Source organism: Allotabrizicola aquatica (SeqCode) (assembly GCF_965194375.1).
In the GTDB taxonomy this organism is placed as follows: domain Bacteria; phylum Pseudomonadota; class Alphaproteobacteria; order Rhodobacterales; family Rhodobacteraceae; genus Tabrizicola_A; species Tabrizicola_A aquatica.
The window spans coordinates 117,012-140,356 of sequence record NZ_CBDAEL010000004.1; the positions used below are offsets into that span (position 1 = coordinate 117,012).

23 protein-coding genes and 1 tRNA gene are annotated in these 23,345 nt (G+C 60.8%); 16 read left to right on the top strand and 8 right to left on the bottom strand.

Annotation, left to right across the window (positions count from 1 at the left end; all coding sequences use genetic code 11):
- From AC72UB_RS07600 to AC72UB_RS07630, 7 genes are all read left to right on the top strand, one after another.
- Positions 1-591, top strand: coding sequence for a hypothetical protein (locus AC72UB_RS07600; RefSeq protein ID WP_505189228.1), 591 nt, complete (start codon positions 1-3; stop codon positions 589-591).
- 70 nt (positions 592-661) lie between these two features.
- On the top strand, positions 662-1,417 hold the full coding sequence (gene sufC / locus AC72UB_RS07605; RefSeq protein ID WP_505189229.1) for a Fe-S cluster assembly ATPase SufC: 756 nt from the start codon (positions 662-664) through the stop codon (positions 1,415-1,417).
- Positions 1,417-2,703, top strand: coding sequence for a Fe-S cluster assembly protein SufD (gene sufD, locus AC72UB_RS07610; RefSeq protein ID WP_505189230.1), 1,287 nt, complete (start codon positions 1,417-1,419; stop codon positions 2,701-2,703). Before sufC ends, sufD begins: the two co-directional genes overlap by 1 nt.
- Entirely contained in the window at positions 2,654-3,190 is a 537-nt protein-coding gene (locus AC72UB_RS07615) for a YIP1 family protein (RefSeq protein WP_505189231.1), read from the top strand. The genes sufD and AC72UB_RS07615 overlap by 50 nt, the downstream gene beginning before the upstream one ends.
- Positions 3,187-3,771 (top strand): Yip1 family protein, encoded by a 585-nt coding sequence (locus AC72UB_RS07620; protein ID WP_505189232.1) that lies wholly within the window; start codon positions 3,187-3,189, stop codon positions 3,769-3,771. Before AC72UB_RS07615 ends, AC72UB_RS07620 begins: the two co-directional genes overlap by 4 nt.
- On the top strand, positions 3,764-4,984 hold the full coding sequence (locus tag AC72UB_RS07625; protein WP_505189233.1) for a cysteine desulfurase: 1,221 nt from the start codon (positions 3,764-3,766) through the stop codon (positions 4,982-4,984). Before AC72UB_RS07620 ends, AC72UB_RS07625 begins: the two co-directional genes overlap by 8 nt.
- Before the next feature lie 44 nt (positions 4,985-5,028).
- Positions 5,029-5,105: transfer RNA gene (locus tag AC72UB_RS07630), tRNA-Arg, on the top strand.
- 6 nt (positions 5,106-5,111) lie between these two features.
- Here AC72UB_RS07630 and AC72UB_RS07635 read toward each other — a convergent pair.
- The 4 genes from AC72UB_RS07635 to rpsB form a co-directional block, all read right to left on the bottom strand.
- Positions 5,112-6,215 (bottom strand): aminomethyl transferase family protein, encoded by a 1,104-nt coding sequence (locus AC72UB_RS07635; protein WP_505189234.1) that lies wholly within the window; start codon positions 6,213-6,215, stop codon positions 5,112-5,114.
- 172 nt (positions 6,216-6,387) lie between these two features.
- The gene (locus AC72UB_RS07640; RefSeq protein ID WP_505189235.1) at positions 6,388-7,572 is read right to left on the bottom strand and encodes an NAD(P)/FAD-dependent oxidoreductase; all 1,185 of its coding nucleotides are present in this window, start codon (positions 7,570-7,572) and stop codon (positions 6,388-6,390) included.
- Positions 7,573-7,811: 239 nt separating this feature from the next.
- The gene (gene tsf, locus AC72UB_RS07645) at positions 7,812-8,723 is read right to left on the bottom strand and encodes a translation elongation factor Ts (protein WP_505189236.1); all 912 of its coding nucleotides are present in this window, start codon (positions 8,721-8,723) and stop codon (positions 7,812-7,814) included.
- A gap of 79 nt (positions 8,724-8,802) precedes the next feature.
- Positions 8,803-9,558, bottom strand: coding sequence for a 30S ribosomal protein S2 (gene rpsB, locus AC72UB_RS07650; protein WP_505189237.1), 756 nt, complete (start codon positions 9,556-9,558; stop codon positions 8,803-8,805).
- A 346-nt stretch (positions 9,559-9,904) separates the two neighbouring features.
- On the opposite strand from rpsB, the gene AC72UB_RS07655 reads away from it, so the two are divergent.
- Genes AC72UB_RS07655 through AC72UB_RS07665 form a run of 3 tightly spaced genes read left to right on the top strand, consistent with a single transcriptional unit; the run spans position 9,905 to position 12,443 of the window.
- Positions 9,905-10,795 (top strand): PfkB family carbohydrate kinase, encoded by an 891-nt coding sequence (locus tag AC72UB_RS07655; protein WP_505189238.1) that lies wholly within the window; start codon positions 9,905-9,907, stop codon positions 10,793-10,795.
- The gene (locus AC72UB_RS07660; RefSeq protein ID WP_505189239.1) at positions 10,792-11,697 is read left to right on the top strand and encodes a pseudouridine-5'-phosphate glycosidase; all 906 of its coding nucleotides are present in this window, start codon (positions 10,792-10,794) and stop codon (positions 11,695-11,697) included. Before AC72UB_RS07655 ends, AC72UB_RS07660 begins: the two co-directional genes overlap by 4 nt.
- Positions 11,698-11,753: 56 nt before the next feature.
- The gene (locus AC72UB_RS07665) at positions 11,754-12,443 is read left to right on the top strand and encodes a DUF502 domain-containing protein (protein WP_505189240.1); all 690 of its coding nucleotides are present in this window, start codon (positions 11,754-11,756) and stop codon (positions 12,441-12,443) included.
- A gap of 14 nt (positions 12,444-12,457) precedes the next feature.
- Here the strand turns inward: AC72UB_RS07665 and AC72UB_RS07670 are convergent, their stop codons facing one another.
- Complete coding sequence (locus tag AC72UB_RS07670; protein WP_505189241.1) at positions 12,458-13,228, bottom strand: 3-hydroxybutyrate dehydrogenase; 771 nt, start codon at positions 13,226-13,228, stop codon at positions 12,458-12,460.
- 217 nt (positions 13,229-13,445) lie between these two features.
- Between AC72UB_RS07670 and AC72UB_RS07675 the strand changes: the two genes are divergently transcribed.
- From AC72UB_RS07675 to AC72UB_RS07685, 3 genes are all read left to right on the top strand, one after another.
- Complete coding sequence (locus tag AC72UB_RS07675; protein WP_505189242.1) at positions 13,446-14,390, top strand: calcium-binding protein; 945 nt, start codon at positions 13,446-13,448, stop codon at positions 14,388-14,390.
- 349 nt (positions 14,391-14,739) lie between these two features.
- Positions 14,740-16,566, top strand: a complete 1,827-nt coding sequence (locus AC72UB_RS07680; RefSeq protein WP_505189243.1) for an extracellular solute-binding protein — start codon at positions 14,740-14,742, stop codon at positions 16,564-16,566.
- The gene (locus AC72UB_RS07685; protein WP_505189244.1) at positions 16,563-16,685 is read left to right on the top strand and encodes an entericidin EcnA/B family protein; all 123 of its coding nucleotides are present in this window, start codon (positions 16,563-16,565) and stop codon (positions 16,683-16,685) included. The genes AC72UB_RS07680 and AC72UB_RS07685 overlap by 4 nt, the downstream gene beginning before the upstream one ends.
- Positions 16,686-16,759: 74 nt before the next feature.
- On the opposite strand, the gene AC72UB_RS07690 is transcribed toward AC72UB_RS07685, so the two are convergent.
- Positions 16,760-17,380: a helix-turn-helix domain-containing protein gene (locus AC72UB_RS07690; RefSeq protein WP_505189245.1), complete on the bottom strand. Its 621-nt coding sequence runs from the start codon at positions 17,378-17,380 to the stop codon at positions 16,760-16,762.
- A gap of 112 nt (positions 17,381-17,492) precedes the next feature.
- Here AC72UB_RS07690 and AC72UB_RS07695 point away from each other — a divergent pair, with 112 nt between their 5' ends.
- From AC72UB_RS07695 to AC72UB_RS07705, 3 genes are read left to right on the top strand one after another with little or no spacing between them, the layout of a single operon-like run.
- Positions 17,493-18,995, top strand: coding sequence for a class I adenylate-forming enzyme family protein (locus AC72UB_RS07695; protein ID WP_505189246.1), 1,503 nt, complete (start codon positions 17,493-17,495; stop codon positions 18,993-18,995).
- Positions 18,982-19,623 (top strand): DsbA family oxidoreductase, encoded by a 642-nt coding sequence (locus AC72UB_RS07700; RefSeq protein ID WP_505189247.1) that lies wholly within the window; start codon positions 18,982-18,984, stop codon positions 19,621-19,623. Before AC72UB_RS07695 ends, AC72UB_RS07700 begins: the two co-directional genes overlap by 14 nt.
- 33 nt (positions 19,624-19,656) lie before the next feature.
- Positions 19,657-20,901 carry a multidrug effflux MFS transporter gene (locus AC72UB_RS07705; RefSeq protein ID WP_505189248.1) on the top strand — a complete coding sequence of 415 codons (1,245 nt, stop codon included), beginning with the start codon at positions 19,657-19,659 and terminating at the stop codon, positions 20,899-20,901.
- Between the two features lie 9 nt (positions 20,902-20,910).
- Here the strand turns inward: AC72UB_RS07705 and ispG are convergent, their stop codons facing one another.
- Positions 20,911-22,026, bottom strand: coding sequence for a flavodoxin-dependent (E)-4-hydroxy-3-methylbut-2-enyl-diphosphate synthase (ispG, locus tag AC72UB_RS07710; RefSeq protein WP_505189249.1), 1,116 nt, complete (start codon positions 22,024-22,026; stop codon positions 20,911-20,913).
- Between the two features lie 90 nt (positions 22,027-22,116).
- Positions 22,117-23,325, bottom strand: coding sequence for a helix-turn-helix domain-containing protein (locus AC72UB_RS07715; protein ID WP_505189250.1), 1,209 nt, complete (start codon positions 23,323-23,325; stop codon positions 22,117-22,119).
- Between the last annotated feature and the right edge of the window lie 20 nt (positions 23,326-23,345).

Genomic DNA, 23,345 nt, shown 5'->3' on the forward strand with positions numbered 1-23,345 from the left:
ATGAACGCGCTGACCGCCCCCAAGCTGACCCTGCCGCCCGAAGAGGCCGAGGTGCTGCGCGACGCCTACGCGGCGGCGCGGGTGATCTTGGAATATGGCTCGGGTGGCTCGACACTGGTGGCGGGCGAAAACCCCGAGGGTGTGATCTTTTCGGTGGAAAGCGATGCCAATTGGATCGCCATGATGCAGCGCTGGTTTGATGAAAACCCGCCCAGTGGGCAGGTTGTGTTGCATCACGCCGATATTGGCGACACCAAGGCTTGGGGCATGCCGGTGAACAACCGCCGCGTTGCGCGTTGGCCGGGTTATCCGATGTCGGTCTGGGACCGCGACGATTTTCAGCAGCCTGATACCGTGTTGATCGACGGGCGGTTCCGGCTCGCCTGCTTCCTGACGGTGCTGTTGCGCACCACGCGCCCGGTGCGGGTGCTGTGGGACGATTACAGCGACCGCACCGCCTATCACCGCGCCGAAACCCTGTGCCCGGTGCACCGCCACCATGGGCGGATGGCCGAATTTCACGTGGAACCCCAAATGCTTGCACCCAAAGACCTGCCTTGGGTGGTTGAGGCTTTCGTGACGCCGCATTGAACTTTGCACGTATGTGCAAACCCTGAAACACCGGCCAAACTGGCCAGAAGAACAGACCGAGGACCGCAAGATGCTTGAGATCAAGAACCTTCACGTGAAACTGGCCGAAGAGGACAAGGTCATTCTGCGCGGCCTGGATCTGACCATCGGCGCGGGTGAGGTCCATGCGATCATGGGTCCGAACGGGTCGGGCAAATCGACGCTGAGCTATGTTCTGTCGGGCCGTGACGGCTATGAGGTGACCGCAGGGTCGGCCAAGCTGTTGGGTGAAGAGCTGTTGGAGATGGAGCCCGAAGCGCGCGCGGCGGCGGGCCTGTTTCTGGCCTTCCAGTACCCGGTGGAGATTCCTGGCGTCGGCAACATGACCTTCCTGCGCACCGCGCTGAACGCACAGCGCAAGGCGCGTGGCGAAGACGAAGTGTCTGCGGGCGACTTCCTCAAGCTTGTGCGCGAAAAGGCTAAGGCACTCAAGATCGACGCCGATATGCTGAAGCGCCCGGTCAATGTGGGTTTTTCGGGCGGTGAGAAAAAGCGCAACGAAATCCTGCAGATGGCCATGCTAGAGCCCAAGATGTGCATCTTGGATGAAACCGACTCCGGCTTGGATGTGGATGCGATGAAACTCGTCTCTGACGGGGTCAACGCGCTGCGCGATGCGGGGCGCTCGTTCCTTGTGATCACCCATTACCAGCGCCTTTTGGACCATATCAAACCCGATGTGGTGCACATCATGGCGGCTGGACGCATTGTGAAAACCGGCGGGCCAGAGTTGGCGCTGGAGGTGGAAAACAACGGTTATGCCGATCTTCTGGCCGAGGTGCAGTGATGGGGCTGATGAAGGCAAAATCTGACGCGCTGGCAGCGCGGCTGGTGGGCCGGGTTGCGGGGCAGGGTGGTTGGCTGGGCGCAGCGCAGACGGCGGCCTTGGACCGGTTGCAGCCGATGGGCCTGCCGGGCAAGCGGGATGAGTACTGGCGCTATACCGACCCGTCCAGCCTGACGGTGCCTTCTGCGCCAAAGGCTGATCTTTTCGACACCAAAGGCGAGCCGCGTCCTTTTTCCGCGATTGATCGGCTGAAAATCGTGTTTGTCGATGGTGTCTTTGACCCGGCACAATCTGACGCTTTGACGCTGGAAGGCCTTGAGATCGCGCATCTTTCCGATGCAGCGGCAGATGCGGGCCATTGGGCGGCGGGCTTGTACGGCACGCTTGAGGCGCGCGGGCAGGTTCCGGTGGAACGGCCCTTGGCGGCGCTGAACACCGCGATGGCGCAGTCAGGTGTGTTGATCCGCGTAACGGGAAAACCATCAAAACCCGTTTCCTTGATTTGTCTACGCACATCAAATACTTCCGACGCAAATCTCCACCATTTTGTGAAGATGGAGCCGGGCTCGGAGGTGACGCTCTTGGAAAACGGCCCCGCCGCGGCGCGGCTGAACAAGGTGCTTGAGGTGGACGTGGCCGAAGGCGCGCGCTTTCACCATGTGCGCACCCAAGGCCGCGACCATCAGCGCCGCGCTGCGACCCATGTTTTCGCACGCATCGCTAAGGCTGCACTGTTCAAATCCTTTACCCTGACTGCCAATGGTCGGCTGACCCGCAACGACGCCTATATCGAGCTTTTGGGCGATGATGCGGCGGCCCATATTGCCGGAGCCTGCATGGGGGACGGGGATTTTCACCATGATGATACGGTGTTTGTCACCCATGCTGGTCAGCGCTGCGAAAGCCGTCAGGTGTTCAAGAAAGTGCTGAAGAACGGCGCAGTGGGCGTGTTTCAAGGCAAGATTCTGGTCAAGCCCGGCGCGCAAAAGACCGATGGCTATCAGATCAGCCAGTCGCTTTTGCTCGATGAGGCGAGCCAGTTCCTCGCCAAGCCCGAGTTGGAGATTTACGCCGACGATGTGAAGTGCAGCCACGGCTCCACTTCGGGCGCGATCGATGAGACGGCACTCTATTACTTGCGCTCGCGTGGGGTTCCGCTGAAAGCCGCGCAGTCGCTTTTGGTTCTGGCCTTCTTGGCCGAGGCGATTGCCGAGATCGAAGATGAAGCGATTGCCGATGATATCCGCGACCGGCTGGAAGGCTGGCTGCATCGCCACGAGCATTAAGATGTCGCTGTTGGTGGACATTATGGACAGCTGGCGCGCCCCACGGCGGGTTGTGCGCCAGCACTTGCAGCGCCCGCGCTCTGAGGCGTTCCTCTTTACGTTTCTGTTCACCTTTTTGTTGGTGTCCTTCATCGCGCAATGGCCGGTTGCCGCTCGGTTAAGCCATATGCAGCCCGAAGTGCCGATCGAACAGCGAATGTTCGGCTTTGCCTTGGGGCTTTTTGCGCTTGTCATGCCCTTGGCCTATGCGCTGGCGGCGCTGTCGCGGTTGGTGGCGGCGGCGATGGGCGGGCAGGGCAGTTGGTATTCGGCGCGGTTGGCGCTGTTTTGGTCTTTGGCCAGCATCACGCCAGCAATGTTGTTGATGGGTTTGGCGCTGGCCTTTTTGGGGCAGGGGCAACAGACCAGAGCTCTGGGTGTGGTTGTCGGGGCGGTGTTCGTGATCCGTTGGGTTTTGATGTTGCGAGAAACGGAGCGCGGGGCATGACGCTGGACACTCTTCAAGATCTCTTGCGGCTGACGCTTGTTAACCCGCGCGCAGCGGCGACAAGGCTGAAAGCATTGAACCTGCCGGTGCAGACGGGCTGGAGCGCGATGCTGCTGGTGTCTGTCGTCTCAGCCTTTCTGGGCTTCATTGGCTTTCTCGCCTCGCCCATTCAGGGTGATCCGGGCGTGGCGGCCATGTTCGGCAGCCCACTGCGCACCGCGCTGATCCAGTTTACGGTTTTGGCGCTCACCGGGTTTTTGGCCTATTGGGTCGGTGGCCGCTTTGGGGGGACGGGCACGCTGGCGCAAGCGCTGGTGCTGGTGGCCTGGGTGCAGGTCCCACCAATCGCGCTACAACTTGTCCAGCTTGTGACGATGGTGTTGGTCCCCGGGCTGGCGCCTTTGGTGGGGATTGTGGGCTTTGCGCTTTATGCGGTGTTGTTGTCGCTGTTTATCGCGGAACTCCATGGGTTCCGTTCAGGTGTGGCGGTGTTTTTCGGCATTCTTGCTGTGAGTTTTCTGGTGGCGCTTGGTGCGGCTTTTCTTTTCGCTTTCTTGATCGGAGTGCCCCAGAATGTATGACGTCGCACACATCCGGGGCGATTTTCCGATCCTGTCCCGCACGGTAAACGGCAAGCCGCTGGTATACCTCGACAACGGGGCCTCAGCGCAAAAACCGCGCGCGGTGATTGATGCGGTGACCCAAGCCTATTCGATGGAATATGCCAATGTTCACAGGGGCCTGCACTACCTTTCGAACCTTGCCACCGACAAGTATGAGGCCGTGCGCGGCACCATCGCGCGGTTTTTGAAGGCCGGGTCAGAAGACGAGATTGTCTTTACCTCGGGTGCGACGGAGGGGATCAACCTTGTGTCCTATGGCTGGGCCGCGCCGCGGTTGCAGCCCGGCGATGAGATCGTGCTGTCGATCATGGAGCATCACGCCAATATTGTGCCTTGGCATTTCTTGCGTGAACGCCAAGGCGTGGTGCTGAAATGGGTCGAGGTGGATGCCAACGGCGATCTGGACGCGCAGGCGGTGATTGATGCGATTGGGCCTAAGACCAAACTTGTCGCAATTACGCATATGTCCAATGTGTTGGGCACTGTTGTTGATGTGAAAGCGATATGCCGCGCCGCCCGAGAAAAGGGCGTGCCAGTGCTGGTCGACGGCTCGCAGGCGGCGGTGCATATGCCGGTGGATGTGGTGGATCTTGGCGCGGATTTTTACGCCTTTACCGGCCACAAGCTTTATGGCCCCTCGGGGTCGGGCGCGATCTATATCCGGGCCGAACGGCAGGCCGAGATGCGGCCTTTCTTGGGTGGCGGTGACATGATCCGCGAGGTCTCGCGCGAGGCTGTCACGTGGAATGATCCGCCGATGAAGTTTGAGGCAGGCACGCCCGGCATCGTGCAGCAGATCGGTCTCGGTGTGGCGCTTGAGTATATGATGGGGTTGGGGATGGAAAACATCGCCGCCCATGAGCGCAGGCTTCGTGACTATGCCCGTGACAAGCTCGCCGGTCTTAACTGGTTGCATGTGCAAGGAAATTCGGCAGGGAAGGGGGCTATCTTCTCGTTCACGCTGGAAGGTCCGGCCCATGCCCATGACATCTCGACCGTGCTCGACAAGCGCGGAATCGCGGTGCGTGCCGGAACCCATTGCGCGATGCCCTTGATGGAGCATCTGGGCGTTGGGGCCACGTGCCGGGCGTCGTTCGGCCTTTATAACACGGTGGAAGAGGTGGATGCCTTGGTCTCGGCGTTGGAGCTGTGCCACGACCTTTTTCAGTGATTTCGCGTTGCAGCCCTGAGCGTGGCGCGCTATAGGGGCTACAGGCACCCATAGCTCAGCTGGATAGAGTGTTGCCCTCCGAAGGCAAAGGTCGCACGTTCGAATCGTGCTGGGTGCGCCAATTCCCTTATGATCGCAACCGCTGCCCCTCGGGGTCAAAGAACGCTTTGCGCCGAACGGTTGCGGATTGGCCCAGAATCGAAACCTGAGTGTTTTCAATCGCGAAACCCGTTTCGATATGGGCGCTGGCCAGCACCGCACCGACGGAATAGCCGTGGTCAGAATAGGTGATATGGCCGATCTGCCGCCCCTCAGCCATGACCGGTGTTTGCTCTGGGGCAGGGGTGGTGCCTGTCAGAAGAAGCCCGACCCATGTGCTGGCCACCCCCTGATCACGCTGGCGCAACAGTGCGTCTCGCCCGATGAAATCACCTTTGTCAAACTTGATGAAGGCATCGGTTCCGACGTGGAAAGGGGTTATGCTTTCATCCATATCGATGCCATGGGCCGGGTAAAGCTTTTCCAAGCCCAAAGTGAACATCGCCAGCACCCCATATGGCCGAAGCCCAAGCGCACCACCGGCTGCAAAGAGCGTATTCCAGACATTTGCAGCCTCATCCGCTGGCACGAAAAGCTCAAATCCAAGCTCTCCCGTGACCCCGGTTCGCGAGATCATGACGCGCGTCCCATTGAGCGTGCCATGGGTGAAACTCCAGCGTTTCAAGCTGGTTAGATCAGCATCCTCAATCACTGAACTTAGAAGCGCGCGCGCCTTCGGGCCTTGGATTGTGGGAAAGGCGATGGCGGCCGTTTGATCGGTGACATAAGCACGGCGGCCAGTGGCATGGTGCGAGAACCAGTCGCGCATCTTGATCCGGTTGCGCGAGCCTGACACCACCAGAAAATGCTCATCCGCCAACCGGAATACCGTGAGGTCATCCATGATCCCGCCATCCGGCGTGCAGACGCTGGCATAGCGGGCTTGGCCGGGGCGCATTTGGGCGGCGTTGTTGACGATCAGGTGGTTCACTAAGGCCTCGGCCTCGGGACCTTTGACATCAATTTTCCCCATCGTGGACAGGTCTTGCACGCCGACATGCGCGCGCGTGTTCAGGTGTTCAGCCTGCACATCTCCATAGCTGTGCACATTTAGAAACCCGCCGCCGACAGGACCCATCTGCGCGCCCATGGCGCTGGCAAGGGCGTGAAAGGGGGTACGGCGTAGGGTCATGCTGATCTCCGATAGATGATCGGCCCAGAATGTGCAGTTTCTTAGCTGGCGCGCTTTGGTGACCGACAAAGGGTGTCGGATTTGGATGTTCAAATTATCGCATAATCTATATTATGTAATGTATTCGCAATAACCTAGCGCCACCGATAGCCTAGATCGTCTAGTAACACCGTTAAACCACGTGCTTTTCTGCAAATGGCTTGCCAGCGATCACACGGTCGATCGAGAGATCCGACAGATCAAGACTTTGCCAACTACCGGTGAGCAGATACTCAGCGATGCCGCGTCCAATGGCGGGAGATTGCTGCAGCCCATGGCCGGAAAAGCCGTTCATGAACAGCAGGTTCGGCACATCTGGATGCGGCCCAAGAATCGCGTTCTGGTCCAGTGTGTTATAGGCGTAATGGCCAACCCAATGGCGCACGACCTTGACCGCGTCAAAGCCCGGTGCGCGGTGGTAAAGCTGCTCCCAGATCACGTCTTCAAAGAGATGCAGATCGGGTTCGAAGTCATCGGCTGCGCAAGGCCCATCCTCGGCCGGCACGGTTGCCGTGATCCATTGGCCGCCGTGTTCCGGGCGCAGGTAAAAGCCGGTGTCGACCAAAAGCGGCGCATCGGGATGTCGGGCGTTCGGTGCGTCAATGACAAAGACCGTGCGTTTGCGCGGTTCCACCGGCACAGTCAGCCCAGCCCAGCCCGCCACCACAGCGGCTCGGGTTCCGGCGGCGTTTACCGCATGGCCGCAGGCCACGCGCCCGGATTTGCGCAAGGTCACCGCCGTGACGCGTCCGCCAGACATCTCAAGCCCCAGCGCCTCGTCGGTGATGAACTGCACGCCTTGCGCCTTGGCGGCGGCGCGGAAGCCGGACAGCAGGCCCATATTGTCAAACCAGCCCTCATCGCGCGGGCCAAAGCTGGCGGCAGCGATATCTTCGACGTTCAACCATGGAAAGCGGGCTTGGGTCTGAGCCGGGCTCCACACCTCCGTCGCCGCCCCCTGCCCCCGCTGCATCTGCGCAAGTTCGCTCAGAAGATCGGCGCCTTCGGGGCTGTGGGCCAGGAAGAGATAGCCGTTTTCCTTGAAGCCTAAGGTGGGAATGCCCACGTCGTGACCCAGCTGATCCTGAAAGTTACGAATGAAATCAATGCCAAAGCGCGAGATTGCGACATTGACCCCGGTCGAAAACTGCGAGCGGATCGAGGCCACCGACAATGCGGTAGAGGCGCGGGCAAAGCTTGGGTCTTGTTCGACAACCAAAACCGACAGGCCCGGCTGCATCTTGGTCAGCCAAAAGGCGCAAGAAGCCCCCATCACCGCGCCACCAATCACCACCACGTCATATGCTGTCTTTGTCATCTGCTATCCCGCGCAACGATGATCCCGTCGCTCTCGACGGCGCATCATGGGCCCTTGGATAGACAACGGCCCGCATAAGAACAAGACAGCCGGAACATTTCGCCGGGCAGCGATATCAGAAAGCCAAAGAAAGCTGCGCCAACCCAGGAAGATTCCCCATGCCTGCGCAGCCCAATGCAAAAGGGCCAGCGCTGCCGCTGGCCCCCTGCCCTGCACATGCGTGCAAAATCTGTTCGGGCTTAGCCCTGAACCATCTTCGCAACTTCCGCCGCGAAATCTTCTTCTTTCTTCTCAACGCCTTCGCCCACCATGACACGGGCATAGCCGGTGATCTCGACGCCAGCTTCTTTGGCTGCCGCCTCAACCGTCAGGTCGGGGTTGATGACGAATGCCTGACCCAGAAGCGTGTTTTCCGACAGGAAGCGCTTCATGCGGCCCGGGATGATGTTGTTGTGAATAACAGCATCAGGCTTCGGCTTGGCGGACGCTGCGTTTTCTTCCAGCGCCTTGGCGGTTTGCACGGCCAATTCCCGTTCAACCACGATCGGGTCAAGGGTGGCTTCGGACAGGGACAAAGGATTGGTCGCCGCGATGTGCATCGCGAATTGCTTGCCAATCTCTTCTGCCTTGGCAGCATCGCCATTCAGCGCAACCAGCACACCGATTTTGCCCATGCCGGGGGCCGCAGCGTTGTGGACGTAAGACACCACAGTGCTGCCCTCCAGCACATGCATGCGGCGGAAGGTCATGTTTTCGCCGATGCGGGCAATGGTTTCCTGAATGGTCTCGTCCACCGACTTGCCATTCAGATGGGCGGCTTTCACCACCTCAACCGAGTCACCAGCGGTCAGGGCAACCTTGGCCACTTCGCGCACCAGCGCTTGGAAGTCGGCGTTCTTGGCGACAAAGTCGGTTTCCGAGTTGATCTCGACAGCCACGCCTTTGCCGTTCGACACGGCCACACCGACCAGACCCTCAGCGGCCACACGGTCAGCCTTCTTGGCGGCCTTTGCCAGACCTTTGGTGCGCAGCCAGTCAACGGCGGCATCCATGTCGCCATTCACTTCGGTCAACGCTTTCTTCGCGTCCATCATGCCTGCGCCGGTCGAATCGCGCAGTTCCTTCACCATTGCGGCGGTGATTGCGGTCATTTTTCAGACTCCTGAATTCCTGAAAGGGAGTGACGGGGAGTAATCCCCCCGCCAGATGTCAAGGATATGACAAGGCCGATTAGGCCTCGGCAGCTTCCTCGGCGGGTGCCTCTTCCAAGGCGCCAAGGTCGACCCCGGCTGCACCCATCTGCGCCGACATACCGTCCAATGCGGCGCGGGCGATCAGGTCGCAATACAGGCCAATGGCACGGGCCGCATCGTCGTTGCCGGGGATGACATAGTCAACGCCCTTGGGCGAGCAGTTGGTGTCGACCACGCCGACAACCGGAATGCCCAGCTTTTGCGCTTCAAGGATGGCGAGGTCTTCCTTGCCAACATCGATCACGAAGATCAGATCGGGGGTGCCGCCCATTTCGCGGATGCCGCCCAAGCTGGCCTGCAGCTTGGCCTGATCGCGTTCCATCATGAGACGCTCTTTCTTGGTCAGGCCTTCGCCGCCTGCGCCAAGGATCTCATCGATCTGCTTCAGACGCTGGATCGACTTGGACACGGTCTGCCAGTTGGTCAGCGTGCCACCGAGCCAGCGGTGGTTCATGTAGAACTGGGCGCACTTTTCGGCAGCCTCAGCGATCGGCTTTTGCGCCTGACGCTTGGTGCCAACAAAGAGGATGCGGCCGTTTTTGGCGACGGTGTCGCGCACAACCTTGAGCGCGGCGTCCAGCATCGGGACGGTCTGCGTCAGGTCGAGAATATGGATGCCGTTGCGGTCACCGTAGATATACTCGCCCATGCGGGGATTCCAGCGGGCGGTCTGGTGACCGTAGTGAACGCCAGCTTCCAACAGCTGACGCATGGAGAACTCGGGAAGAGCCATGTCTTATCCTTTTCCGGTTTGAACCTTGGCGCAGCCGTCTTCAGGGTTTCCCCCAACCGGCGGATGATGCGGGATTTCTCCCCGCAGCACCCAAGCCACACCTGTGAAGTGTCGCGTCCTTATCCCGGCGCTGCAGCAATCGCAAGGGGTTTGCGGGGCGATAGGGTTGAAAATCGCCCAATTTTGCAAGCTTTCTCAGGGTCTATGGTCGCAAAGATGAGTATTTGGAAAGGCGCAAATCCCTTATCTCGTGCGCTCTTGGATTTGCGCCTTGCGAAATACTCCCGCCGGAGGCTTCCAAGGCTTGCGTCTTGCGCCGCGCTTTGGCTTCGGCGATGTAAGGGCCATGACACCTGATATCCTCTGCATCGGCTCAATCCTGTGGGACATCATCGGCCGCTCGCCCGCATCCATGCGGCTTGGTTCGGATGTGCCGGGGCGGATCACGCGGCTGCCCGGTGGGGTCGCGATGAACATCGCAATGACCTTGGCGCGGTTTGGGATGCGCCCGGCCCTTTTGTCCGCGATTGGTCGCGATCCCGAGGGGGATGAGCTGGTGGCCGCTTGCGCGCGGATGGGGTTGCTCACCGATCACGTCTATCGGTCAGAGGATTTGCCAACGGATCGCTACATGGCGATTGAAGGTGCAAATGGGCTGATTGCAGCGATAGCCGATGCCCATTCGCTCGAGGCGGCTGGCGACAAGATTTTGCGGCCTTTGGCCAATGGCGCGCTGGGGCGTGCCGAAGCGCCGTGGCGTGGTCTGATTGCGCTCGACGGCAATTTGACCGAGCAGCTTTTGGGCGAAATTGCTGCCTCGCCCCTCTTTGCCGCGGCAGATTTGCGGGTGGCTCCGGCCAGCCCCGGCAAGGCCGAGCGGCTGTTGCCCTTGCTGCAGCATCCCAAGGCCACCCTTTATGTGAACCTTGAAGAGGCCAATCTCTTGACACGCGGGCAGACCCTGACAGCGGCGGCGGCGGCCGAGGCGCTGTTGGCGCGGGGTGCGGCGCGGGTTTTGGTCACTGATGGCGGTCGCCCCTGTGCCGAAGGCACTGCCGGGCTTGGCGTGATCGTTGACCGCCCGCCGCCCGTTATGGTGGCGAGGGTCACCGGTGCGGGTGACACCTTCATGGCCGCCCATATTGTGGCTGAGCGCGCCGGGGCAGATCGGCCCACGGCGCTTTCCCGGGCGCTCGCCGCTGCCGCCACCTATGTTTCAGGAGATATCGGCACATGACCCTTCCGCTTCGCCTATCCCCCGAGGTTGCCAAAGCGTGCGCTGAAGGCGCCGCCATTGTGGCCTTGGAATCTACCATCATCACCCATGGCATGCCCTTTCCCCAAAATGTCGCGACGGCGCGTGCAGTTGAGGCCGAGGTGCGCGCCCATGGCGCGGTGCCAGCGACCATTGCCATCATGGGCGGGCAGATTCACATCGGGCTGACCGAGGCAGAGTTGGATCAGCTTGGGCAGGCCAAATCGGTGGCGAAGTTGAGCCGGGCGGATTTGGCCGCCTGTCTCGCCACGGGTGGCATCGGGGCCACGACGGTGGCGGCCACCATGATTTGCGCCCATCTTGCGGGGATCAAGGTTTTTGCCACCGGTGGCATTGGCGGGGTCCATCGTTGGGCCGAGACAAGCTTTGACATCTCGGCCGATCTCATGGAACTGGCCCAAACCCCCGTCACCGTTGTGGCCGCCGGGGCCAAGGCCATTCTGGACCTGCCCAAGACGCTGGAGGTCTTGGAGACCCAAGGCGTGCCAGTCATAGCCTTTGGGCAGGATCAGTTTCCCGCCTTTTGGTCGCGCCATTCGGGCCTAAAATCTCCGTTGCGGATGGACCGTGCCGAGGACATTGCGGCGGCCCATCGCCTGAGAGGCATCTTGGGGCTCCCCGGCGGGCAATTGGTGGCCAATCCCATCCCCGTCGCCAACGAGATTAAACTCGATGTGATTGGCCCAGTAATTGAGGCCGCGCTGGCCGAGGCCGAGGCGCAGGGCATTGCCGCCAAGGCCGTGACGCCCTTTCTGCTCAACCGGATTTTTGAGCTGACCGAGGGGCGATCACTGGCCGCCAATATCGCCTTGGTGCTGAACAATGCTCGTCTTGCGGCTGCAATCGCACGTCATCTGATCTAACCCATTGCCCGCGGGCCTTGGCGTCCATAGATTGACCTGACAGAGCAGGAGCAGCCATGTCAGAAGAACCCCGTCGGTCTATCCTCGGTGCCTTGCGCGCCTCTTTTCTGACTGGGCTTGTGGTCGTCTTGCCTGTGGGTCTGACGATCTATGTGGTTTGGGGTGTGGTCGGCTGGATTGATGGCTGGATCCTGCCCTTGATCCCTGCGGCCTATCAACCCGAGGCCCTGATGCACCGCTTCTTTGGCCCCGAGGTGAATTTCCCGGTGCGCGGCCTTGGTGTTTTGGTGTTCTTGGTCTTTACCGCTTTGGTTGGATCGGTGGCGCGTGGGCTGATTGGCCGGTCGATGGTGCGCAAAGCCGAAGAGATTGTCGACCGCGTGCCTTTGGTGCGGTCGGTCTATTCGGGGGTCAAACAGATCACCGAGACCTTCTTTGCCAAGTCAGAAAAGAACTTTGAGCGCACCTGCCTTGTACAATTCCCGCGCGAGGGATGTTGGGCTGTTGGCATGGTGGCAACCAAACCAAAGGGCGAGATTGCTGAAAAGCTGCCCAAGGGTGAGGGCATGGTGGCGGTGTTCATCGGCCTGACGCCCTTGACCTCGGGCATGCTGATTTTTGTCCCCGAAAGCGATGTGATCATTCTGGATCTCAAGGCCGATGAGGCGGTGAAGCTGATCGTCTCGGCGGGGCTGGTATACCCAGCCACTAAAGATCAGATGCAGATTGCCATCGCGGCGCGCTGACGGCGGCGCGATGGCTAAAGGGCCGTCCAACCACCATCGACCGAGATTGTCGTGCCGGTGACCTGATCGGCGTGCGGGCTGCACAGGTACACCACGGTACCGCCGATCTGTTCGGTGGTGGCAAACTGGCGGCTTGGCTGGCGCAAGAGCATCACCTCGCGGATGACGGTGTCCCGGTCCATGCCATGCACCTTCATCTGATCGGGGATCTGCGCCTCGACCAAAGGGGTCAGCACATAGCCGGGACAAATCGCGTTGCAGGTGATGCCCTGCCCGGCCGTTTCCAGCGCGATGGTCTTGGAAAGGCCCACGACCCCATGTTTCGCCGCGATATAGGCGGATTTAAAGGGCGATGCCGTCAGCCCATGGGCAGAGGCGATGTTCACCACCCTTCCCCAACCCTTGGCGCGCATCATCGGCAGGGCAATGGCAGCCGTGTGAAAGGCAGACGAGAGGTTGATCGCAAGGATCTGGTTCCATTTGTCGATCGGGAATTCATCCACCGGGGCGACATGCTGAATGCCGGCATTGTTCACCAGAATATCGCAGGCCCCGACCCACTCGATCAAGGCGCGGCAGTCCTCCGCCTTGGACATATCGGCGGCGATATAGCGTGCCTGCACCCCATGTCGCCGCCCAAGGTCGGCGGCAAGATCATGATCCTCGGCCCGGTCAGTGAAGCTGTTCAAGATTACATCCGCCCCGGCGCGGGCCAGTTCTTCGGCAACGCCCAAACCGATGCCGGAATTTGACCCGGTGATGATTGCAGTTTTGCCCTTCAGCATCTTGGCCCCCTATGTTGCAGTGCAGCATAACGTTTGCCGCGGCAGATGCCAGTGGGTGTGACCGCCCCACGTGACCCGCAAAAGTCTTGCTCTGACAGAATTTGACCCAAATGCTACCAAACCCTCGCCTTGATTGACCGTGATAAGGAGCCTGGTCTGGGCGGGGGCACAGAAAATCGGTTCCGTGTGTTGGGAGCCGAATGTGCGGAGTGCTGCCATGTCTGAATTCATCACGCGGATGACGTCGAACACCTTTACCATGCGGCTGGTGTTCGAGGATAAAGCCGCCCTTGAGGTGACCATCACCGGCAAGGGATTTGCCTGTGATCGCGAGACGGGCGCGCTGATGCGGGGCACGGTCGACAGTCTTGCTTTGGCCAACCTTTCGCAAGAGGGCCGCCACTTTAGTCTGGTGGAAAGCCACAAACTGGGCGGGCTGAATCTGCCGGTCGAGAAACTGGCAGATATGTCCGGCGCACAGTTTTGGAACCATGTGAAACATGTGATCGAGATGTTCGACAAGCTGTCAAACCTGCATGAAGGGGTGACACATTCGTTCTTTTCACCCCTGAAAAACGTCGTTGAAGGCTCTGATCTCACTGACAATCTTGTCGGGTCAAGGATGGCCGATGTGATGATGGGCAACGCCGGGAATGACAGGATCAACGGTGCTGCGGGCGATGATCTGTTGAACGGTGGCAAAGGCAATGACCTTTTGAACGGGGGCAATGGCCATGATTTCCTGATCGACCAAGAGGGCAACAACACCCTAAACGGCGGGGCCGGGAATGATCGCATTCTGGGCGGTCAGGGCGATGACCGGCTGTCCGGCTCGACGGGTCGCGACATTCTCTATGGGGCGGGCGGCACGGATCGTCTGTCGGGCGGCCGCGACGCGGATGTGTTTGTGTTCAACACCAAAGACGAAGGGCGCCTCACTGTGACAGACTTCACGCGGGGCGATGTGCTGGTGAATTTGGCAACCGGTGGGGCGGAGGAAAGCTTTAAGCACTTCTTTGATGGCGCCAAACAGGTTGGCAAGGATGTGGTGTATCAGGCTGATGGGCTGAACCTGACGCTGAAGAACCTAAAGCTGGAGGCGATTGGGCTGGGCAGCTTTGCCGATGCCGATGTTGTGAAAGAGGCGGGACTTTTATTCTGAGCGGATGTCAGGGCCGAACGGTCCCTGCCTCTTTGCGTGCCCCAATCTAGGGTGCCTCGGCCTCTTTTGCGCAAGGGGCCGTTTTCTTTGCGCTGAGACATCCAGCACCCGTCGCGCGAGATAAACAGAGAGACCTGTCGACCGATCCCACACCATGCGCCAAAAAAAACGCCGGCACGAAGCCGGCGTTAAGTCGTTGAGGCAGGTTTCATACAGGCAAGAAACCTATCGAGCAGTGACACTGTTATAGCCCTCATCGACACCCGATCCAAGCCAAAAATTTGCATCCCATCAAAGGCCAGCGTAACAAGGAGGCTGATAACGCAGGCAAAAAGGGATTGTTGCCGGAATGAAACAGCATTTTGCACGCAGTGGCATCAAGGCCCTGGTCGTCATCGCGCTTGGCTCCGTGGGAGCTTTCTCAGCTGGATTTGCCCGGGCCGAGCCTATGTATGGCATAGCTATGTATGGCCAACCCGCCCTCCCACCTGATTTTGTGTCTCTGCCCTATGCCAACCCCGATGCGCCCAAAGGCGGCACGCTGGTCTTGGGCGAATCGGGGGGATTCGATTCGCTGAACCCGTTCATCGTCAAAGGGCAGGCCCCAAGCCAGTTGTCGGCATTGACGGTTGAGACGCTGATGGGCCGTTCCATCGATGAGCCCTTCACGCTTTACGGTCTTTTGGCCGAGACGGTTGATACCGATGCAGCCCGCACCTTCGTCGAATTCACCCTGCGGGAAGGTGCCCGATTCTCAGACGGAAATCCGGTGACGGTCGAGGATGTGCTGTGGTCATTTGAAACGCTCGGCACGCTGGGCAGCCCGCGCTATCACACGGCGTGGAAAAAGATCGCATCGGCCGAGGCGACCGGTCCGCGTTCGGTAAAGTTTACCTTCAACACCGAGGATCGTGAATTGCCATTGATCCTTGGCCTGCGCCCGATCTTGCAAAAGGCGCAATGGCAGGACCGGCCCTTTGACGAGACAAGTCTTGAGGCACCGATCGGTTCGGGCCCTTATGTTGTGGCCGATGCCCAGCCGGGGCAAACGATCACCTATCGCAAGAACCCAGATTGGTGGGGCAAGGATCTGCCCTTCAACCGCGGTCTGCACAATTTCGACGAGATCACCGTCGAGTATTTTGGCGGCGCCGGCGTGGTGTTCGAAGCATTTCGCGCGGGTGAGCTGTCTCTGTGGCTGGAAAGCAATCCCGCCAAATGGCTGACCAATTACAATTTCCCCGCTGTCAGCGAGGGCAAGGTCAAGCTGGCCGAACTGCCCCATCAGCGCCCTTCGGGGATTGAAGGCTTTGCGATGAACACGCGCAAGCCGCTCTTTGCCGATTGGCGCGTGCGCGAGGCCATGACCCTCGCGTTCAACTTTGAACTCATCAACAGCACGCTGAACGGCGGCGCCCTGCCCCGGATTGCTTCGTATTACTCCAATTCGCAGTTGTCGGGTGATATGGCCAACCCAGCTTCCGGTCGGGTGTTGGAGCTTCTGACCCCATTTGCCGCCGATCTGCCGCCCGGCACGATCGAAGGCTATGCCCTGCCGGTGTCTGATGGCAGCGAGGCCAACCGCCAGAACCTTCGTGCCGCTGTGACCTTGTTGGAAGAAGCGGGCTGGACGGTGCAAGACGGCCGTCTCGTCGATGCGGCGGGCGCGCCCTTTGCCTTTGAGATCTTGTTGCAAAACGGATCGGACGATCTGATCGCAGCGGCCAATATCTATGTTCAGGCCCTGACGCGGCTGGGGATCGAGGCGCGGATCGCGACGGTGGATGCCGCGATGTACAAACAGCGGGTGACCGATTTCAACTTTGACATGACCCATTATGTGCGGTCTTTGTCGCTGTCGCCGGGCAATGAACAGGTGCTGTACTGGGGTGCGGCCGAAGCTTCGGTGCCCGGATCGCGCAATCTGGCCGGCATCACCTCGCCTGCGGTGGATGCCATGATCACCACTATGCTGCAAACGGCCGATCCCGACGAATATCGTGCGGCTGTGCAGGCGTTGGATCGTGTCTTGACCGCTGGGCGTTATGTGGTGCCGATCTGGTATTCGGACCGGGCACGTCTTGCGCATGACGCGCGCTTGACCTATCCCGCAAACCTGCCCATTTATGGGGTGTTCCCTGGGTTCTATACTGAAACATTCTGGGTGGAAGAATGAAGAAGATCGCTCTCGCACTGGCCATCCTTGCCAGCCTGACGGCCTGCAACACCATTTCGGGCGTCGGTGAAGACGTCTCGAGCGGGGCACGCACCGTTCAGGGCTGGATTGGAAACTGAGCATCGGGCGGCCCTAAGGGGCCGCCTTCTTCTTGACCGAGATCAGATAGGCATGCCCTGTCCGCCGTGGCCTCTTACGCCAGCGAGGTGACCCACAGCAGCGTGGCGTCATCATCTGAAACCGAAATCACGTTATGCCCCATGGAAGCGTCGTAATAGGCGCTGTCGCCACGGCGCAACTCGACGGGTTCGTAAAACTCGGTGTAAAGCCGCACGACCCCGGTGAGGACATAAAGAAACTCCTCACCATCATGGCGCACCCAGCCATCGAACTCCTCAAGGTCACGGGCGCGAATGGTGGCGCGGTAGGGCAGCATCTGCTTTTTGGTCAGCGCGCCCGCCAGCAGCTCGTGCTCATAGGTGGTGGTGGCATGGCCCTGCCCTTCGCCCATCTTGGTCACCGCCATGCGCGCGGTGGCTTGAGGCTTGGCGGGCGGCGTGAACAGCTGCGGCACCGACATGCCCATGCCCTGCGCCAGTTTCTTCAGCGCCTCATAGGTGGGTGACATTTGACCGTTTTCGATCTTTGACAAGGTCGATCGTGCGAGCCCCGCCTGCACCGCCGCTTGCTCAAGCGTCCAACCCTTAGCCTTGCGAAGATCACGCACCCGCAGGCCAAGGTCAAGCGCCTCGGCCCCGGCCTGATCGCCAGTTTCCCGCGCGATGCGGATCAGCTTTTTGGGGTCACTCGACATAGGGCACGCCCTAGCCTGAAAGGCCCAGCGGTTCAACCCCAGAGTGCCGAGGCATTGCTTCTGCGCACCATGACCCATTGAAGCCTGCGAAGGCCCAAGCTAGCAATGGCGCATGGAATTCCCAAGCTGCCCTGCCCCGTTCAATCTGGCCACCCATGCACTGCATCATGCCAGTGATTTGGGCGACAAGCCGGCGCTTGAGATCATGCATGCCGACCGGACGGAGGTCTGGAGCTATTCTCAGATCGAGGCTGCGGTGCGTGGCATTGGCACCGGGCTTTTGGGCCTGGGGCTTGCACCGGGCAGCCGTATCTTGCTGCGCTTGGGCAATTCGGCGGCCTTTCCCTTGGCCTATCTTGGGGCGATTGCGGCGGGCTTTGTGCCCGTGCCAACGGCCGCCGCGCTGACCGAGGCCGAGATCACGCGGATGGCCGCGCTTGTCGCGCCTGCCCTGGTGGTGGCTGATGCGGGGATTGCCCTGCCTGACTGCGTGGCCCCGGTACTGCCTGCCGCCGATCTGATGGCGATGCAGCGCCTTGCCCCATGCGCTTACCAGATGGGCGACCCGGACCGGTTGGCCTATATCGTGTTCACCTCGGGCACCTCAGGCCGTGCTTTGGCGGTGCAGCACGCGCATCGGGCGCTCTGGGCGCGGGGCATGATGCATCAAGGCTGGGAGGGGCTGGGCCCCACCGACCGCCTGTTGCATGCGGGTGCCATGAACTGGACCTTCACGCTGGGCACCGGGCTTTTGGACCCTTGGGTGAACGGGGCCACAGCGCTGGTGCCAGCGCCGGGTACGGCGGCGGGCGATCTTGGCGGTTTGGCGGCTCGCCATGGCGCGACGATCTTGGCCGGTGCGCCGGGGATCTTTCGCCAGATGCTGAAAACGGCCCTGCCGCCCCTGCCCGCGCTGCGGCACGGCTTGGCGGCGGGCGAGGCGCTGGCCCCCGCGCTGCGCCGCCAGTGGCGGGACGTGACGGGCAGCGATCTGCACGAGGCGCTTGGCATGACCGAATGTTCCACTTTCATCTCAGGCAGCCCCAAGCGCCCAGCCCCTGAGGGTGCCTCAGGCTTTGCCCAGACGGGCCGCCAGATTGCGGTTCTGGATGCCAATGGCGCGCCCCTGCCCCAAGGCCAGCCCGGCGTTCTGGCGGTGCATCGCAGCGATCCGGGATTGATGCTGGGCTATCTGGGAGCCGAGGCTGAAACCGCCAGCCGCTTTCAGGGTGACTGGTTCGTGACCGGCGATCTGGTTGAGGAAACACCTGAGGGCGCTCTGCGCCATCTGGGCCGGGCCGATGACATTCTGAACCCCGGCGGCTTTCGCGTCGCTCCGCAAGAGGTAGAGGCGGCCATGGCCACCTGCCCCGGTCTGACCGACTGCGCTGTGACCGAGGTGGAGGTCGCCCCCGGCACCCGAATTCTGGCCTGCGCCTATCTCGGCACGGCCGAAGAGCCTGCGCTTGCCGCCCATGCCAACACCCATTTGGCGCGCTATAAACAGCCAAGGCTTTGGGTCCGGCTGGACCACTTGCCGCGCAATGCCAACCTCAAACTCAACCGCCGCGCCCTGCGCGCCGCCCTGCAGGACGCCCATGATGATCAGGCTTGATATCTTCTCCGATCCGGTTTGCCCCTGGTGCTATATCGGCAAGGCCAATCTCGATCGCGCGCTTGAGGCCCATGCCGACCACCCGTTTCGCATTGAATGGCACCCGTTCCAACTGAACCCCGATATGCCCGCTGAAGGCGTGGACAAGCACGACTATCTGGCTGCGAAGTTTGGAGAGGACCGCTTGGTCCAGATACATTTGCGGCTGAAAGAGGCAAGCCGCGCTGCAGGGGCCGAAATTGACCCGGACACACCCCGGCGGATGCCCAACACGCTGGACGCACACCGGCTGATCCATTGGGCGGGGCTTGAGGGGCGGCAGACGGCCGTGGTCTCGGCCATCATGCGCGCCTATTGGCGCGAGGGGCGCGATATCGGCAATGCGGGCGTTCTGGCCGATATCGCGGCGGCGGCTGGCATGGACCGGGCGGTGACAGCCCGGCTTTTGGCCAGTGACGCCGACGCCGATGATATCCGCGCCCGCGACGCCGACGCCCGCGCCAAAGGGGTTAGCGCCGTGCCGACCTTTCTGATCGCGCAGCAATACGTCGTCTCGGGCGCGCAGCCCCCTGAGGTTTGGGGCCGGGTGATCGAGGAATTGGTTGAAAAGGCCAAGGCCGCAGACTAACCGCGCCGCGTTTCCGCTGGACCTTGCCACGCGATGCGCGCATCAGGCGGACGGAAACGGGCCGCAGGGCTGGCCCAAGGTGAGATGATGACCAAGACCCCTTCGCGCAACGAGTTCATTGCGCTTCTCGCGCTGTTGTTTGCCACAATCGCGATCTCGATTGACGCGATGCTGCCCGCGTTGCCGCAGATTGCGCTGGACCTCTCGCCCGAGGATCCGAACAAGGCGCAACTTGTCATCACGTCCTTCGTTCTGGGGATGGGCTTGGGCACCCTGTTTGCCGGGCCGTTGTCCGATGCCTTTGGCCGCAAAACCACCATCCTTGCGGGATTTGTGCTTTATATCTTCGCCGCTTTGGCCTGCTGGGCCGCCCCCAGCCTTGAGACCTTGCTGATCGCCCGTGTCGTTCAGGGCATTGGGGCGGCGGCACCGCGCACGGTGTCAATCGCGATGGTGCGCGATATGTTCAAGGGCCGTGAGATGGCGCAGATCATGTCCTTTGCGATGATGATCTTCACCCTTGTGCCCGCCGTGGCGCCCCTGATGGGGCAAGGCGTGATTGCCTTGGCCGGGTGGCAGGCAATTTTTGTGGCCTATGTCGCCTTTGCGCTCTTGGTTATGGGCTGGTTCACACTGCGCCAGCCCGAAACCTTGCCGCGAGAGGCGCGTAGACCCTTGTCTTGGCATGCCTTGGTCGCGGCAAGCGCCGAGGTTCTGTCCCACCGGGTGGTGCAAATATCGATCGCGGCGCAGGCGCTGACCATGGGGATGCTCTTTGCCACGCTCTCCTCGATGGAGGGAATTTTCTCAGACCTATTTGGCCGCGGTGACAGTTTCCCGCTCTGGTTTGGGGTGATCGCGATGGCCTCGATGGTCGGCTCGATCCTGAACGCGCGTCTGGTGATGCGGCTGGGTATGCGGCGGATGGTGACGGTGACCTATGGCGCGCTTTTGGCGTTGACGCTGGCCTATCTGGGGCTGGTCGCCGTGATGCCCGAAGGCAGCGGCTTTGCGCTGCATATCCTGTGGTCGATTGTGCTGTTTGCGGTCATGGGGCTGACGCTGGGCAATCTCAACGCGCTGGCGATGGAGCCTGTGGGCCACGTCGCTGGGATGGCGGCCTCGGTCACGTCGGCGATTGCCACGGTGGTGTCGGTGGTGTTGGCCGTGCCGGTGGGGCTGATGTTTGACGGCACACAGGTGCCCCTGTTGCTGGGCGTTTCTGTGTATGGCGCCATGGCTTTGGGCTTGGCGATGCGTTTGAAAGCCAACCCCTAAGCCAACCCGTCAGTCCTTGGCAGCCGCTTCCATCTCGGCGGCCTTAGCCTCGACCAGCTCCACTATGTGTTCCACCATCCGGTCATTGCCAAGCTTGTGATCTTGCTTGCCCGCAAGATAGACCATGCCCGACCCCGCGCCACCGCCGGTAAAACCGATATCGGTCATCAGCGCCTCACCGGGGCCATTGACCACGCAGCCGATGATCGACAGCGAAATCGGGGTCTTGATGTGCTCCAGTCGTTTTTCCAAAATCTCGACGGTCTTGATGACGTCAAAGCCTTGGCGCGCGCAGGAAGGGCAGGAAATGATCTGGACGCCACGGGTGCGAAGGCCCAGAGACTTAAGAATCTCGAACCCGACCTTCACCTCTTCCACAGGGTCAGCCGAAAGCGACACACGGATCGTATCGCCAATGCCGAACCACAGAAGGCTGCCCAGACCAATGGCCGATTTCACAGTGCCGGAAATCAGCCCCCCCGCCTCGGTGATGCCCAGATGGATCGGGGCATCGGTGACGGTGGCGAGTTGCTGATACGCGGCGGCAGACATGAAAACGTCAGAGGCTTTCACGCTGATCTTAAACTCGTGAAAGTCGTTGTCTTGCAAAAGCTTGATGTGATCGAGCCCAGATTCCACCATCGCATCAGGGCAAGGCTCGCCATATTTGTCCAAGAGGTGCTTTTCCAATGACCCGGCATTCACCCCGATGCGGATGGAGCAGCCGTGATCTTTCGCAGCCTTCACCACCTCGGCCACGCGCTTTGCGTCGCCGATGTTGCCGGGGTTGATCCGCAGACAGGCAGCACCAGCTTGGGCGGCTTCAATCGCACGCTTATAGTGGAAATGGATGTCGGCCACGATGGGAACCGGGCTTTCGCGGCAAATCTCGCGCAGCGCCGCGGTTGATTCCACGTCGGGCGTCGACACCCGCACGATATCCGCACCTGCGATCGCGGCACGCTGGATCTGCTCCAACGTGGCTTTCACATCATGGGTCAGCGTGTTGGTCATGGTCTGCACGGCAATCGGCGCATCGCCGCCAACCGGCACCTTGCCCACATGGATTTGCCGCGACACGCGCCGTTCGATGTTGCGCCAGGGACGGATGGGATTGTGCGTCATAAAGAAAGCCCTCGTGGTCTGATCTCTAGATAGACAGCAAAAAGCTCCGGGGCAATGCCGCCGGAGCCATAGGTACGCCACGCAGGGGTATTATTCGATGGGCGCCTCGGCGGGACCAACTGTGCCGGTGCTGTCGCCCGCATCTGCAACGTTCAGGATCTCTGCGAGATCTGCATCAACCGAAAGATCTGCAACAGTGTAGGTGGTGCTCAGATTTTCAGCCGATAGTGCGAGGTTTCTCACCACATTGGCTCCAGGCGACGCTGGCCCGAAGGTCTGGCCATTGACCAAGAAATAAACCGACCCCGAATTGCCCGACCGCAAGAGCGGCGCATCTTCCAAAAGCGGAACCGAGTAGCGCTCACCCGCATCCAAGATTTTCTCGAAGAGAACCGTGCCATCAGCGGCAGACACCTGTACCCAAGATGGGCGCACGGCCAAAATCTCGACACCGGGATTAACTTCGGCGACAACCTGCACAGCCGCTCCGGTTGCGGGCGCAACACCGGGTTGCGTTGCATCGGCGCTGGACAATGTCCCGGCGCGGTCAACATCAATCGCCGCAATCGGGCCATCACGCGAGGTCATGACCGGCACATCCAAAACCTGCGGACGCGCCAAGCGCGCCAGCGGGTCGGCGGTCACGCCCGTCGTACCGGCATCGGCGGTTTCCGCGGGCAGGTCTTTCGGCACCGGGGTGACATTGCCCAGCGGGTCAATCTCGGCCACCACATTCGGCGCCTGATCCACCGGCGCCAGCTGCACGCGCTGCACCTCTTGCAAGATCGACCAGCCACCATAGCCAAGTGCACCGATCAGGGCCACCAGCACAGCAAAGGACCCAAGCGCGCCGGGTTCGACACGGCTGAACCAGCTTTCTTGCGGCTGCCCAAAGACAATCGACCCTGACGAGAGCGAATCGCGCCCCGCTTCGGTCCGCGCCCGCTTGGCCGTCATCGTGCTCGATGAGGCCGCAGCAGACATGCCATGTGCCACTTCAAAATTCGCCTCGCGGCAAAACCGTTCAAAGGCGTGATCGGGCTCCATGCCCAGATAGCGTGCGTAAGAGCGCACAAACCCGGCGATGAAGCCGGGGGAATCAAAAGCAGAAATGTCAGCGTTTTCAATCGCTGCGATGTAGCTGGCTTTGATCTTGAGGTCGCGCTGCACGTCCAAAAGCGATTTGCCCAAGGTCGCGCGCTCTCCGCGCATCAGGTCGCCCAAGCGCACGTCGAAATCGTCAAAGCCCATCGGCCTCGGGGCCTCTGGTGCTGATGGTTTCGCCCACCGCCCGATCATTCAACCTGCTCCATCGAACC